General features: G+C 72.6%; 15 protein-coding genes. 8 read left to right on the top strand and 7 right to left on the bottom strand.

The window, feature by feature from the left end; all coding sequences use genetic code 11:
- Window position 1: 1 nt before the first annotated feature.
- Genes ACZ7BZ_RS02065 through tgmC form a run of 3 tightly spaced genes read left to right on the top strand, consistent with a single transcriptional unit; the run spans window position 2 to window position 2,339 of the window.
- A complete protein-coding gene (locus ACZ7BZ_RS02065; protein WP_470356675.1) occupies window positions 2–238 on the top strand; it encodes a putative ATP-grasp-modified RiPP in 237 nt (78 codons plus the stop codon).
- Window positions 238–1,200 (top strand): ATP-grasp ribosomal peptide maturase, encoded by a 963-nt coding sequence (gene tgmB / locus ACZ7BZ_RS02060; protein ID WP_470356674.1) that lies wholly within the window; start codon window positions 238–240, stop codon window positions 1,198–1,200. Before ACZ7BZ_RS02065 ends, tgmB begins: the two co-directional genes overlap by 1 nt.
- The gene (gene tgmC / locus ACZ7BZ_RS02055; protein WP_470356673.1) at window positions 1,197–2,339 is read left to right on the top strand and encodes an ATP-grasp peptide maturase system methyltransferase; all 1,143 of its coding nucleotides are present in this window, start codon (window positions 1,197–1,199) and stop codon (window positions 2,337–2,339) included. The genes tgmB and tgmC overlap by 4 nt, the downstream gene beginning before the upstream one ends.
- 84 nt (window positions 2,340–2,423) lie before the next feature.
- Here the strand turns inward: tgmC and ACZ7BZ_RS02050 are convergent, their stop codons facing one another.
- The 5 genes from ACZ7BZ_RS02050 to ACZ7BZ_RS02030 form a co-directional block, all read right to left on the bottom strand.
- Window positions 2,424–3,002, bottom strand: a complete 579-nt coding sequence (locus tag ACZ7BZ_RS02050; RefSeq protein ID WP_470356672.1) for a response regulator transcription factor — start codon at window positions 3,000–3,002, stop codon at window positions 2,424–2,426.
- Window positions 2,999–4,174, bottom strand: a complete 1,176-nt coding sequence (locus ACZ7BZ_RS02045; RefSeq protein WP_470356671.1) for a sensor histidine kinase — start codon at window positions 4,172–4,174, stop codon at window positions 2,999–3,001. The genes ACZ7BZ_RS02050 and ACZ7BZ_RS02045 overlap by 4 nt, the downstream gene beginning before the upstream one ends.
- Window positions 4,175–4,188: 14 nt before the next feature.
- Window positions 4,189–4,605: a hypothetical protein gene (locus ACZ7BZ_RS02040; RefSeq protein ID WP_470356670.1), complete on the bottom strand. Its 417-nt coding sequence runs from the start codon at window positions 4,603–4,605 to the stop codon at window positions 4,189–4,191.
- A 263-nt stretch (window positions 4,606–4,868) separates the two neighbouring features.
- A complete protein-coding gene (locus tag ACZ7BZ_RS02035; protein ID WP_470356669.1) occupies window positions 4,869–5,783 on the bottom strand; it encodes an IS982 family transposase in 915 nt (304 codons plus the stop codon).
- Window positions 5,784–5,843: 60 nt separating this feature from the next.
- Window positions 5,844–6,254, bottom strand: a complete 411-nt coding sequence (locus ACZ7BZ_RS02030; RefSeq protein WP_470356668.1) for a winged helix-turn-helix transcriptional regulator — start codon at window positions 6,252–6,254, stop codon at window positions 5,844–5,846.
- 126 nt (window positions 6,255–6,380) lie between these two features.
- Between ACZ7BZ_RS02030 and ACZ7BZ_RS02025 the strand changes: the two genes are divergently transcribed.
- Entirely contained in the window at window positions 6,381–7,367 is a 987-nt protein-coding gene (locus ACZ7BZ_RS02025) for an NADP-dependent oxidoreductase (RefSeq protein WP_470356667.1), read from the top strand.
- A gap of 61 nt (window positions 7,368–7,428) precedes the next feature.
- Here ACZ7BZ_RS02025 and ACZ7BZ_RS02020 read toward each other — a convergent pair whose 3' ends face one another.
- Complete coding sequence (locus ACZ7BZ_RS02020; protein WP_470356666.1) at window positions 7,429–8,631, bottom strand: PP2C family protein-serine/threonine phosphatase; 1,203 nt, start codon at window positions 8,629–8,631, stop codon at window positions 7,429–7,431.
- A gap of 142 nt (window positions 8,632–8,773) precedes the next feature.
- Window positions 8,774–9,709 (bottom strand): class I SAM-dependent methyltransferase, encoded by a 936-nt coding sequence (locus tag ACZ7BZ_RS02015; protein ID WP_470356665.1) that lies wholly within the window; start codon window positions 9,707–9,709, stop codon window positions 8,774–8,776.
- A gap of 436 nt (window positions 9,710–10,145) precedes the next feature.
- Here ACZ7BZ_RS02015 and ACZ7BZ_RS02010 point away from each other — a divergent pair, with 436 nt between their 5' ends.
- Genes ACZ7BZ_RS02010 through ACZ7BZ_RS01995 form a run of 4 tightly spaced genes read left to right on the top strand, consistent with a single transcriptional unit; the run spans window position 10,146 to window position 13,286 of the window.
- Window positions 10,146–11,861, top strand: coding sequence for an ATP-binding protein (locus ACZ7BZ_RS02010; protein ID WP_470356664.1), 1,716 nt, complete (start codon window positions 10,146–10,148; stop codon window positions 11,859–11,861).
- A 17-nt stretch (window positions 11,862–11,878) separates the two neighbouring features.
- Complete coding sequence (locus ACZ7BZ_RS02005) at window positions 11,879–12,265, top strand: roadblock/LC7 domain-containing protein (protein WP_380462758.1); 387 nt, start codon at window positions 11,879–11,881, stop codon at window positions 12,263–12,265.
- Between the two features lie 60 nt (window positions 12,266–12,325).
- On the top strand, window positions 12,326–12,688 hold the full coding sequence (locus tag ACZ7BZ_RS02000) for a DUF742 domain-containing protein (protein ID WP_380462756.1): 363 nt from the start codon (window positions 12,326–12,328) through the stop codon (window positions 12,686–12,688).
- Window positions 12,669–13,286, top strand: a complete 618-nt coding sequence (locus ACZ7BZ_RS01995) for a GTP-binding protein (RefSeq protein WP_470356663.1) — start codon at window positions 12,669–12,671, stop codon at window positions 13,284–13,286. The genes ACZ7BZ_RS02000 and ACZ7BZ_RS01995 overlap by 20 nt, the downstream gene beginning before the upstream one ends.
- The last annotated feature ends 49 nt before the right edge of the window (window positions 13,287–13,335 follow it).

Raw genomic sequence — 13,335 nt, 5'->3', positions numbered from 1 at the left:
GATGGAGCCGTACGCGGCCACCACCACGGTTCCGCAGTACACGCCCGTGATCGACCCCGAAACCCAGGTCGCGGCGATCGTGGACGAGCACGGTCGGACGGTCGAGCTGGGCAGCCACGGCACCAGCACGAGCGGCCTGACGCCCACCACGACCACCCCGGGTGACGGGTCGGGCCCGGGTGGCGCGACCGACTCCGACAGCACCGAGTCGTACGACCAGGACCAGAGTTCCGGCTGATGCGTGACAGCAGGCCGGTACTGGTGCTGACCAACCCCTACGACGTGACTGCGGACGTGGTGCTGCGGCTTCTCGCCGAGCGCCGGGTTCCCGTGGTCCGTCTCGACCCCGGCACCGACCTGCACGCGGGTGCCTCGCTGACCGCCACGTACCGCACAGGCGACCAGCGGGGCACCCTGCGCACGGCGAGCCGGGCGATCGACACCACGCGGATTCGGTCCGTGTGGGTACGCAGGCCCTCGCCCTACGAGGGACCGCCGGAGTTGAGCGGCCAGGACCGCCGGTTCGCCGCAGAGCAGGCCCTGTGGGGCGCGGGGGGCATCCTCGCGTCGCTGCCTGGCGCGCACTACGTGAATCACCCGTGGAGCAATCGGGCCGCCGAGTTCAAGCCCGCGCAGCTCTCGACCGCGCAGGGCTGCGGGTTCCTGGTGCCCAGCACGGTGATCACCGACGACCCGGACGAGGCGCGGACGTTCGCCTCCCAGCAGTCCGGCGGAGTGGTCTACAAACCCGTGTGGAACACGCCCTACCGCGTGGACGATCAGCCGAACAGTGTGTGGGTCCGGGAGGTGCACGCCGCCGAGATCACCGACGCCGTGTCCGTCTGCCCCCACATGTTCCAAGCCAAGGTGGACAAGGCGTTCGACGCGCGGGTCACCGCCGTGGGCGCCCGACTGTTCGGGGTCCGGATCGACAGCCCCGATCTCGACTGGCGTTACCGTCAAGACCTGATGACGTGCACACCGATCGAAGTACCCGCGTCGGTCGCCCGTGCGGTCGCGGCCTACCTCGCCGAACTCCGTTTGCATTACGGCGCGTTCGACTTCGCAGTGACCCCTGCGGGCGACTGGTACTTCCTTGAGTGCAACCCGAACGGCCAATGGGCGTGGCAGCCGGCGCAGACCACCGCCGCCATCGCCCAAGCTCTAACCGACCAACTGGAGAAAGGCCCCGACACGTGAGCACATCGGCTCAGCTTCGCAGCGCCCTGGCGGACCGACTCGCCGAGGAGGGCACCCTCACCGAACCCGAGTGGCGCAGCGCGGCCACCACGGTTCCCCGCGAGCTGTTCACGGGGTCCTACTTCCTGCCGGTGGCGGGAAGCGTCCCCACCAGTTACCGGCCCGTCCGGGAGGGCGATCCCGGGTGGCTGGAGGGCGTCTACTCCGACGAGACGCTGATCACCCAACTGGACGGCCGGATCAGGCCCGACGACGTGACCGAGGACGCCGTGACCGGCTCCCCGTCGTCGTCGTCCACCCTGCCGTCCCTGGTGCTGCGGATGTGGCAGCAACTCGGCGCGCAGGCGGGTCAGCGGGTGCTGGAGATCGGCACCGGAACCGGGTACTCGACCGCCCTCGGTGCGCATCGCCTCGGGGACGCCAACCTGACCAGCATCGAGTACGACCCGGTGGTCGGCGGGGCTGCCGCTACGGCACTCAAAGCGGCTGGTTTCGCACCCCGGCTGATCATCGGTGACGGGCTGCGCGGCGACCCGCAGGGCGGGCAGTACGACCGGCTCATTGCCACCTGTTCGGTCCGGTACGTCCCGCTGCCCTGGCTGCACCAGGTGAAGCCCGGCGGGAAGATCCTGGCCACGCTCTCCGGGTGGAGCTACGCCAACGCCCTCGCGCTGCTCGACGTGACCAGCCCCGGAGAGGCCACGGGCCGATTCCTCCCCGGGTACACCAGTTTCATGATCGCCCGGCCGCACGACCGGCCGCCCCGCCCGACACTGGCCCTGCTCCCCGGGGAGGAGCGTCCGAGCCAGATCGACCCCGCAAAGCTCGACGACTGGACGGGCGGGTGGGTCGCGCAGCTCGCGGCCCCCTCGGCCGAACGCATGGGGGCAGGGGCCGAACAGATCCTGTGGGACGTGGCCACCGGTTCCCAGGCCCGGACTACCCCCAACCCTGACGGTGGGTGGACCGTCGTCCAACGCGGCCCCGTGCGCCTGTGGGACCGGGTGGAACGAGCCGTGCAGCAGTGGCATGCCGCCAACGAGCCGCACCAGGAACGGTTCGGGATCACGGTCTCGGCCGCCGGTCAGCGGGTGTGGCTCGGCGCCGAGGACGGCCCCGGGTGGGACCTGCCGATCTGACGCGCCCGCTGGTCAACACCGTGCACCGCCCTGGCGGGCGGTCAGACAGCGAGAGGCCCCGTTCGGCCGAGTGCCGGACGGGGCCTACAACCAGCCGCGCTCGTCGGCGACCCGCAGGGCCTCGGTGCGGTTGCGGCTGCCGGTCTTGGCGATGGCCGCGGAGAAGTAGTTGCGGACGGTGCCCTCGGAGAGGTAGAGCTTCCCGGCGATCTCGGCGACTCCGGCCCCGGAGCGGGAGGCGTTGAGGACGTCGCGCTCGCGGGCGGTCAGCGGGGAGGCCCCGGCGGCGAGGGTGGCGGCGGCCAGTTCCGGGTCCACCACCCGCTCCCCCGCCGCGACCCGGCGGATGGCATCCGCGAGCACCTCGGCCGGGGCGTCCTTGACCACGAAGCCGAGCGCACCCGCCTCCATGGCCCGGCGCAGGTAGCCGGCCCGGCCGAAGGTGGTGAGGATGACCACCTGGCAGCCGGGCACCTGTTGGGCGAGCACGGCGGCCGCCGCCAGGCCGTCCAGTCCGGGCATCTCGATGTCCAGCAGGGCGACGTCCGGCCGGTGCTCGCGGGCGGCCTCGACCACCTGGAAGTCGTCCTCCAGGTCGAGCAGGGCGCGCAGCGCGGTGCGGACCAGCTCCTGATCCTCCGCGAGCAGCAGTCGGATCGTCATGTCGTCCCTTCGGGGCGGTTGCCGGGTCGGAGCTCGGGCGGCCGGACGGTGACCAGCAGTCGCCATCCGCGTGGGTCGAGCGGGCCGGCCTCGACCGTACCGCCCGCCGCCGTGACCCGTTCCCGCAGCCCGGTCAGGCCCTTGCCGCCGCCGACCAGGCCGCCGCCCGGGCCGTCGTCGCGGATCTCCACCGAGGTCGCGCTGAGCAGCACGGAGCAGCGGGCGGCGCGGGCGTGCCGGACGACGTTGGTGATGCCCTCGCGCAGCACCCAGCCGAAGAGTTCGCGGTGTTCCGGCCCGACCGCGTCAGCCGCCGAGGGCAGGTCGGCCACCACCCCGGCGGCGCGCAGCAGTTCGCGGCCGCGGGCGAGTTCGCCGGTCACGGTGACCTCGCGGTAGCCGGTGACGGCGGCGCGCACATCGACGAGGGCCTGCCGGGACAGCTTCTCCACGGCCGTCATCTCGGCCACCGCCCGGTCCACGTCCTTGACCGCCAGCCGTTGGGCGAGCCGGGACTTGACGGTGATCGCGGTGAGCGAGTGGCCGAGCAGGTCGTGCAGGTCGCGGGCGATCCGGTTGCGTTCGGCCTCGGAGGCGAGGCGGGCGACCTCGGCCCGGGCGGCCACCAGGGCCTGGTTGGTGGCGGCGATCTCGGCGAAGGCGCCGCAGGTGAGCGAGGTGAACAGCAGGGCCAGCGCCTGGAAGCCGCCGGGCCCGGTGTGCCAGGCGGGCACCGCCCAGGGCACCAGCAGGGCGGCGAGCGCTCCGGCAGCCGCGGCCTTGAGGGCGTGGCGGCCCCACAGCACCGCGACCGCGGAGACGAGGACGGTGGCGAGGAAGAAGGCGTCCTCGTGGGCGGACGGCAGCGCGGCCAGGAACAGGGCGGCCATCGCCGCCAGCAGCGCCTTGATCCACCGCGCCCGGTACCGGCCCCCGGCGCGCCCGACGACGATCGCGAGGAGCACGTAGCAGAGGCAGAACGCGACCACCACGGCGTACCCGGCGACCGCCGCCGACCCCCCGACATTGCCGCTCATCGCCATCGCGGTGAGCGCCGGGAAGACCAGCATCCCGGCGCCCAGCAGGATCCGCCGCACTCCGCCCGCCCAGTGCAGGCCGGGCGCGGGCGGGCTCTCCTGCCCCGGAGCGCTCTCGCGGTCGAGGTCGGTCACGCCTGCGTCCTTCCTCAGGGCCGGGCGGCGAACAGCGTGCGCAGCCGCCGTCCGTTGATGACCACGGCCACCCCCAGCAGGGCGAGGCCGCACAGGCCCTGTTCGATCTTCATCCAGACCGGGAAGACGCCCGGTACGGCGATGATCGCAGCAATCGCGACCAGCATCACCCCGGAGATGATCCGAAGCCGCCGGAAGGCGCCGTGGGAGCCGCCGGCCGCACGGACGGTGAGCAGCAGGGTGACGGCGGCCCCGGTCAGCACCAGGATGCCGCGGATCCACACGGCCGGGGTGATCAGGTCGGTGTGCGAGCGGAGCGCGAAGGCGGCCACCATCGTGGCGGCGCTGAGCCCGAGGTAGACGGTCACGCACCGCCGTACGGTGCGGAAGGCCCGACGGATGTCGGGGTGGTGCAGGTCGGTGGAGGTCATGCCCTCATCGTGGCCGCCGCCCGGTGCCCGGCGGCAGTGTGCTGCCACACCCCCGCACCATGACAATTGTCAGCCGTGTCCCGCCGGGGCGTCGGCCTGCCGAACGGCCTGGTGACGGTGTTCCTGCGGCGTCATGATGAGCTGCGGCGATCAGCTGGTGGTTCGACTCGTCCTCGAAGAGCAGGAGTTCGATGACCCGGCCGGTGACCCGCCGCACCGGTCGACGGGGCCGGGGCGGTTCTAGATGACCGATGCCAAGGGGTTCAGTGGTCATAGGCGGTCAGCGAGCGCATGACGGGCTGACCGGTGTGGTCGTTGTGCCAGATCGCGGCGGTCAGCGCGAGGATCCGCTGGAGGACACGGACCATGACACCGCCGGGTGTGCGGCCTTGGTGCCGTTCGAGGTCGAGCTGTCCCTTGAAGGTGTCGTTGACGGACTCGATGATCTGCCGCAACGGCTTGAACAGCTGCGATCCGGCCCGTTCGGCCTCGCCCTTGCGGGCGGGAGGCAGAAGCCGGAGCTCCAGTTCGGTGAGTTGACGCTCGAACGCGGCGCCGTAGTAGTTCTTGTCCCCGATCAGGGTCTGGCCGGGCCGGGCGGCCACGAGGGCGGTCTCGGTGTCCAGGATGTCCAGCAGGGTGGTGCGCTCGTCGGCCTTGGCGCCGGTCAGCGCGAACGCGACGGGCAGGCCGTGCAGGGTGCACACCAGGTGCAGCCACAGGCCCCAGAAGAATCGCGAATGGCTGGCGCCGTAGCCGTACTCGGCCCAGCCGGCCAGGTCGGAGCGCTTGACCGTCTCGCGGGAGCGCCCGCATTCGATCGGGGTGGAGTCGACCACCCGGACGTTGTCGGTCCACAGACTGGTGTCGGTGGCCAGCAGCCGGTTGACGCGGGCAATCAGGTCGGCGGCCTTGCGCAGACGCCGGTTGTAGCCGGACTGCCCTGGACGGTACGGGAACAGGTGCCGCAGGTGGGAGCGGGCGTAGCGGATCCAGCGGCGTTCGGAGACGTGGCCGAGCAGGGCCTGCATCACCGCGAGCGTGACCAGCTCGGCGTCGCTGAGCCTGGGCGCGATACCGATTTCGGGCTGCCACGGAGCCAGCTGCGGCGATTCCTTCAGCAGGTCGTCGGTCTTCACGTAGAGTGCGGTCGCGAGGGAGTCCAGATCAGGCGTCACAACCGATCTTTGGACTCTCTCGCTTCGTGTTATGCGCGCAGCGAGCCCTTGGCATCGCGTCTAGAGAAGACTGGGCTCCTCGGGGCGTGCGTCGAAGGCGGCGCGGGCGGCGTGGACGCGGGAGGCGTGGTCGACGGCCCAGTCGGCGACGGCGGTGGTGAGCTCGCCGGCGGCGTGTCCGAGATCAGTGAGGGAGTACTCGACGCGCGGGGGCACGGTGGGGTAGACGGTGCGGGCGACGAGACCGTCGCGTTCGAGGGCGCGCAGGGTCTGGGTGAGCATCTTCTGCGTCACGCCGTCGAGCAGGCGACGCAGCTGGCTGAATCGCAGTGGTCCGGGGGAGCGGCGCAGGGCGGCGAGGACGTACAGGGACCACTTGTTGGCGAGGACCTCGACGACTGTGCGGGAGGGGCAGCTGCGGCGGTAGGTCGCGAGTAGGTCGGCGGGGCTGCGGCGCGAGTCGGTATCCATGAGGTACCTGAATACCCTTCAGGTACCTACTTCACAAGCTATACCCACGGCGACCAGGATGATCGCCATGGCGAGGCGATCGGGAGCGGCCCGGTCCCCGTCGGCGTCGATCACCAAGGGGATTCCATGGGCAGCGATATGCGTGCGGTTGTCGTCCGCGAGTACGGCGGGCCGCAGGTGTTGGAGGCGGCCCATGTGCCGGTGCCGGAACCGGGCCCGGGCGAGGTCCTGGTCAAGATCGCGTACGCCGGAGTCAACCCCGCCGACTGGCGCATCCGCTCCGGACAGGTGCGCCGCTTCGGGACCCCGCCGTTTTCGATCGGCCTTGACCTCGCCGGGACCGTCGAGACGACCGGCCCGGGAGCCATCCGATTCCAGCCGGGCGACCGCGTTTACGGGGTGACGATCCCGCCGCGCGGCTCCTACGCCCAGTACGCGGCCGTCCCCGAGTCCCAGCTGGCCGCCGCGCCCCGGCGCCCGGGCCTGCGCGAGGCGGCGGCGCTGCCGGTGACCGCGCTGACGGCGTGGCAGGCGTTGGAGCGCGCCGGCACGGTGGAAGAGAGCAGCCGGGTGCTGGTCCACGCGGCGGCGGGCGGCGTTGGCCATCTGGCAGTCCAGCTGGCCAAGGCACGCGGCGCCTACGTCATCGGCACCGCTCGCGAGGCCAACCACTCCTTCGTGCGCGGGCTGGGTGCGGACGAAGTCCTCGACTACACCGCGACGGACTTCGCCGCCGAGCTAGCCGCCGACGGCAGCCGGGTGGACGCGGTGATCGACCCGATCAGCGGCGACTACGGCCTGCGGTCGCTCCAGGTGCTCAGGGCCGGCGGCGTCCTGGTCGACGTGCGCGGCACCGGCCCGGACCGCACCGCCCTGCGCGCACGCGCCGACGCGCTCGGCCTCGGGCTGGTCGAGCTGTCCTTCACCCCGTCCGGTGAGGACCTGGCCACCCTCGCCACCCTCGTCGACCAGGACCTGCTGCGAGTCTCCCTGGCCCGCACCTACCCCCTGGAGCACGCCGCCGAGGCCCACGCCACCAGCGAGTCGGGGCGCACCCGCGGCAAGATCGTCCTTTCCATCGACACCGACCCCGACGCCGATCCGCTGCCGTAGCGTCCTGTGGACTTCTCTCCCTTCATGTCATGCAAGCCACCGAGCCCTTGGCATCAGTCATCTAGGCGGCGGGGTGCCATTCGGCGAGGAGGATGGTGGCGTCGTCGGTGAGGCGGCCGTTCTGATGGTCGAGGATCGTGCGGATCAGGCGGTGCAGGGCCTCCGGTGCGGCCTCGCCGGCGGCGGTGGCGCGGACGACGGTGTCGATCAGGCGGGCCTCGCCGAAGAGTTCTCCGGACGGGCCCCGGCCGTCGGTGACGCCGTCGGTGTGGATCAGGAGGCGGTCGCCGGGTTCCAGCTGGGCGTGGTCGACGCGGAAGGTGGGGGCGGGGTACTCGGGGCCCAGGCCGAGCGGGAGTTGGGCGGGCCGGATCAGGGCGTTCGGGACGACGCGGTGGCGGCGGATGAGGAGTGGGGCGGGGTGCCCGAAGTTGGCCCAGGTGAGGCGGCCGGTGGCGAGGTCGAGTTGGGCGAAGACGGCGGTGAGCAGCCGCGCGGGCGCCCAGGTGGCGAGGGCCTGGTCCACCGCGGCGGCGATCCCGGCCAGGCCCGCGTCGCTACGGCGGGCGCAGCGGCAACTCGCCAGGGCGAGGGCCGAGGACAGGCCGGAGGCGACGTCGTGGCCCATCGCGTCGATGACGACGAGGTGCAGGTGTCGCTCGTCCAGGGCGTGGTCGAAGGCGTCGCCCCCGATCTCGTAGGCCGGTTCCAGGACGGCGCTGGAGGTGACGTCGGTGGTGCCGATGGTCAGCGGCGGCATGAAGGCCCAGGCTAGTTCGGCCTGGAGGCTCATCGGACGGGTGCGGACCAGCTTCAGGATGGCGTCGCTGGTAGCCGCCTTGGAGGCGGTGACCAGCGCGACGAGACGCGCGAGGGTGTGGCAGCGGGAGAGGGTGGCGGCGTCGAGGGCGTCGGCGGTCAGCCGCAGGACGCCGATCCGTTCCCTGCCGTTCAGCAGCGGCAGCCACAGCGTGAGGTGGTCCTCGGAGGAGATGCGCACCGACTGGGTCCGGTAGGCCCAGCCGCCGAGGGTGCCCTCGATGCCCTCCGGGTCCCGCGTGCCCTCCCCGGACGGCGCCGGCCCCGGGGTGGCGGGCAGCGGGACCAGGTGGATCTGCTGGACGTCGGCCAGGTAGACGGCGGCACCGGCCAGGCCCATGGCCCTGGCCGCGTGGTCCACCAGGGGGGCCAGCTCGACGGGGGCCGCCCGGTGGGCCCGGTCGAGCAGGTCGCCGAGGAGCCTGCCGAAGGCCGCGTCGTCCATACCCACCACCGTGCTCCGCACCGCGCACCCCCGCCAGCCGGTGGGCGCGCCGGCCGGCGGGTGGGGCTCCGCGGCTCCGGAGGGAGGGCCTGTCCGGCGGTCTTCGCGCCCCCGGAAAGATCCGCCGGGCAGGCGCCACGGCTCAGCCGAGCCGGACCCGGGTGCACCTGGTCACGTACGGCATGGCGATCTCGTCCCGGCCGGCCACCCCGGGGTGGGTGGCGAGCAGGTGCTCGACGTCGGCGAGCAGACGGGCGCGTTCGGCCTCGGGCAGGGCGATGACGTAGCTGCGGGAGGCGACCATGTCGAGGAGGCCGGCCGGGGTGGTGGGGTGTTCCCACCGGATCTCCAGCCGCTCGGGGGCGCCGAAGGGCGCGGGCACGTCGGGTGCGCTGTCGATCTGCTGCCGGCTGGAGCGGTGCATCAGGGCGCCGAGGGCGGCGGCCCAGGGCTCGGTCTCGTCGCGGATGTTCCAGATCAGGGCGAGGGTGCCGCCGGGGGAGAGCACCCGGGCGATCTCGGGCACGGCGGTGGCCTGGTCGAACCAGTGCCAGGCCTGGGCGACCACCACCGTGTCCACGCTGGCGTCGGGCAGCGGGATGCGTTCGGCGGTGCCGGCCCGCACCGCCGCCTTGGGGACGGCGGCGGCGAGCCGGTCGCGCATGCCCCGATCGGGTTCGACCGCGACCACGTCCAGTCCGGCGTCGACCAGCAGCCTGGTCAGCTTGCCCGTCCCGGCGCCCAGGTCGAGCACCCGGCGGGCCCCGCGCGGTACGGCGGAGCCGATCAGTGCCTGGGGGTAGCCGGGCCGGCCGTGCTGGTAGGAGGAGGCGGCGAGGCCGAAGGAGCGGGCGCGCAGCCGTCCGGCCCAGTGGCGGGTCGCACCCTGCCTGGTCATTCCGCAGGCCCGGCCGATCTCCTCCCAGGTGGCGTGGCGGCCTCGGCGCAGTTCCTCGACCAGTTCGGTGCGCCGCTCCTCCAGTGCGTCGATCGTCCGGGACAGCCGCCGCAGGCCGTCCAGTCCGCCGTCGCCCGCCACGTCCTCCGCCACCCGTCGACCGGGGTCATCGATGTCCATGGCCCGCACTCTAGGGACCGGACGGAGGCCACGTCAACGACCATTGCCTAGATGGGCAACAGATGTTGCGGCACGCCGACGCGTGCGCCACGTCCCCCGGAGGAGTGATCAACTGGCCCCGGCGGCCGGACGTAGCACGAACTCGCTCCCGATCGTGGCGACTTGGCCCGGAAACCCTTCACATGAGCGAATCCCGGCCGGGTTGCCGGTGCGCGGGCGGCCGGGCGAGAAGCCTGGTGACCGGGCGGTGACCGAGCGGACTGCAACAGGTGTGCGAGATGTCTGGCATGTCCGGCAAGTTGTCACAAGTCGGTTGACGGACAGTATTTTTGAGTTTCGGTCAGGATGTCCTGAACTTGGCTATGCTGCAGCACCACGCCTCCGGAGCCGGTCGTCGCCCGTCCCCGTTCTGTTCCGATCGTTTGAGGATTGCCGAATGCTTCGAGCTGGATCGTCATCCGCCAGACGGCGCCCCGCGCCCCTGCTCGGCTGGCTGCTGCCCACCGCCGTGATGGCGGCGGCGGTCGCGGTCGCCGCGGTGGTGGTGTCCGCCGGAGCCCGGGCCCAGGTGCTGTGGTGCGGGGCGACGGCCACCGTGCTGGTCGCCGTGGTCGCCGCCGAATCCGCCCGCCGCGGGCGGGCCCTGGCCGAACTGAGCGACGAACACACCCGCCAGGTCGACCTGTTGAACCGCAAGCTGGCCGGGCAGGAGGACGAGATCGAGCGGATGGCCACCGGCGAGCTGCGCCGACTGGTCGGCGGCGCCCGGTACGGGTCGTCCATCGACGTGCTGCTCCAGCCCTTCCAGCACCCCAACGCGCTGCTGTCGCAGAGGTTCCGCCGCTCGCTGGAGCTGGTGGTGCGCGGCATCGCCCAGGCCGTCGACGACGAGGTCAGCCGGCGCGACTCCGCCGAGCGCGCCTTCGTCAACCTGGCCCGGCGGGTGCAGGCGATCATCCACCGCCAGGCCAAGGACCTGCGGGAGATGGAGGACCGGCACGGCAACGACCCGGCGGTCTTCGACGACCTGCTGCGCCTGGACCACGGCAACGCCCTGGTCGGCCGCCTCGCCGACTCCATCGCCGTGCTCTCGGGCGCCCGGCCCGGCCGCCAGTGGACCCGACCGATCGCCCTCTACAGCGTGCTGCGCGGCGGGATGTCCCGGATCCTCGAGTACCAGCGGGTCGACCTCCACCCGGTGGCCCAGATCTCGGTCACCGGCCCGGCCGTCGAACCACTGATCCACGCGGTGGCCGAGCTGCTCGACAACGCCACCCGCTACTCCCCGCCGCACACCCACGTCCACCTGAGCGCCTCGGAAGTGCAGAGCGGGATAGCGATCGAGGTCGAGGACGGCGGGCTCGGGCTCACCGACGAGGCCCGGATCCGGGCCGAGCGCTCGATGCGCGAGGCCATGGTCTCCAAGGACTTCGACGACCTCACCGAGTCCCCCCGACTGGGCTTCGCCATCCTCGGCCGGCTCTGCCAGGCGTACGGCTTCCAGGTGTCGCTGCGCCGCTCCGCGTACGGCGGCGTGCGCGCCGTCCTGGTGGTGCCGCAGGAGCTGCTCACCACCGCTCCCCCGACCGGGCGCGCACACGGCATCGGCGCCTTCTCCGGCCCCCGCCCGCTCCCGGCCAACCCGCCCCGGCACGCGGCCCCGGCACGCCCCTGGGGCGCCCGGACCACCGGCACCGGCCCGTCCACCGGGCTGGGCCAGACGCCCGGACCGGGGCAGTCGGCAGGTGTCGGACCGTCCTTCGGCTCGACCAGCCCGTGGGGGCCGCCGCCGTCCGGCGCGAACGGCGGGGACGACGAGGTGATCGTCACCGAGCGCACCGCGAACGGCCTGCCCCAGCGCCGCCGCAGCAACGTCACCGGCCGGGCCGCCTTCGCCACGCCCGCACGCGGCACCACCGCCCAGCCCAGCGGCCCGACGGCCGGACCGGCCGCACCGGCGCCGCGCCCCAAGAAGCAGCCCGGCCTGTGGCTGGAGGCCTTCATGGAGGGCTACAAGGGCACCGGCGGCACCGAGAAGAGCACCGGCCCCGGCAGCACCAGGTCGAACAGCGACACCGGGCCCGGCGGCACCGCACCGAACAGCGCCGGACAGACCAGTAGTGAAGAGACGGCAGGGAAAGGCGAGCAGTGATTCCGCACCGCAGCAACATGGACTGGATCCTCAACGACCTCGCACACAGCGTCCCGTACGTGCGCCACGTCATCGTGCTCTCCGCCGACGGCCTGCGGATCGCCCAGTACGGCGCCGACCCGGACACCGCCGACCGGCTGGCCGCCGCCTGCGCCGGACTGCAGAGCCTGGCCGCCGCCGTCGGGCACGAGTTCCCGCACGGCAACGGCGCGATGAAGCTGGTCGTCATCGAGGTGGACGGCGGCTACTTCTACCTGATGTCGGCCGGTGAACGCGCCTACCTCGCCGTGCTCGCCGACGAGGGCGTGGACGCCGGGCTGGTCAGCCACCAGATGCGCGACCTGGTGGACCGGATCGGCGAGCACCTCTCCACCCCGCCGCGCAACCCGGAGGCGGTCGCGTGACCCGGCCCGCGGACCCGGGCCCCGGGGCGGGCACGTGAACGAGCACAGTGAGGCAGTGACATGACCGCCGAGCAGGGCGGCGGCTGGGACGGACCCGAGCCCGATCGCCTGTACGTGATCACCCGGGGCCGCAGCGGCCCCTCCGGGCCGGGCGTCTTCGACCTGGTCACCCTGATCGTCTCCCTCGCGGAACCGACCCCCGCCATGCAGCCCGAGCACGCGGCCATCCTGCGCCTGTGCCGCTCGCCGCTCTCGGTGGCGGAGGTCTCCGCCTATCTCGAACTGCCCACGAGCGTGGTCACCGTCCTGCTGGCGGACCTGCTCGACGACGGGCACATCGAGGCCCGCGCCGCGATCCCGGCGGCGGAACTCCCCGACCGTGCCCTGTTGGAGGCGGTGATCCATGGACTTCAGCGGCTCTGACACGGTCGTCGGCCCGGCGAGCGCGGACCTGCTGCCGAACACCGTCACCACGGCGGTCAAGGTGGTGATCGTCGGCGGGTTCGGGGTCGGCAAGACGACCCTGGTCGGCGCGGTCAGCGAGATCCGCCCGCTGACCACCGAGGAGACCATGACCCAGGCCGGGGTCGGTGTGGACGACCCCACCGGGGTCGAGCGCAAGACCTCCACCACCGTCGCCATGGACTTCGGCCGGATCAGCATCAGCGACAAGCTCGTGCTGTACGTCTTCGGCACCCCCGGGCAGGAGCGGTTCTGGTTCCTCTGGAACGGCCTGTTCGAGGGGGCGCTCGGCGCGGTGGTGCTGGTGGACACCCGTCGGCTGGAGGTCAGCTTCGAGGTGATCGGCCGGCTGGAGGACCGCGGCGTGCCCTTCGTAGTGGCCGTCAACGGCTTCCCGGAGGCACCCAGTTACCCGCTGGACGAGCTGCGCCAGGCGCTCGACCTGCCCGCCGAGGTGCCGATCATCGCCTGCGACGCCCGCAGCCGGGAGTCCAGCCGGGACACCCTGATGACGCTGATGCGCTACCTCTACGAACTGGCCGCGCCGCCCGTCGGCTGACCGCCCACCACCCGTCCGCCGACCACGTCCGACTCCGCCCCACGCCCCT

The organism is Kitasatospora sp. NPDC036934 (assembly GCF_055608425.1).
This window is presented reverse-complemented; position numbering and strand designations above follow the sequence as displayed.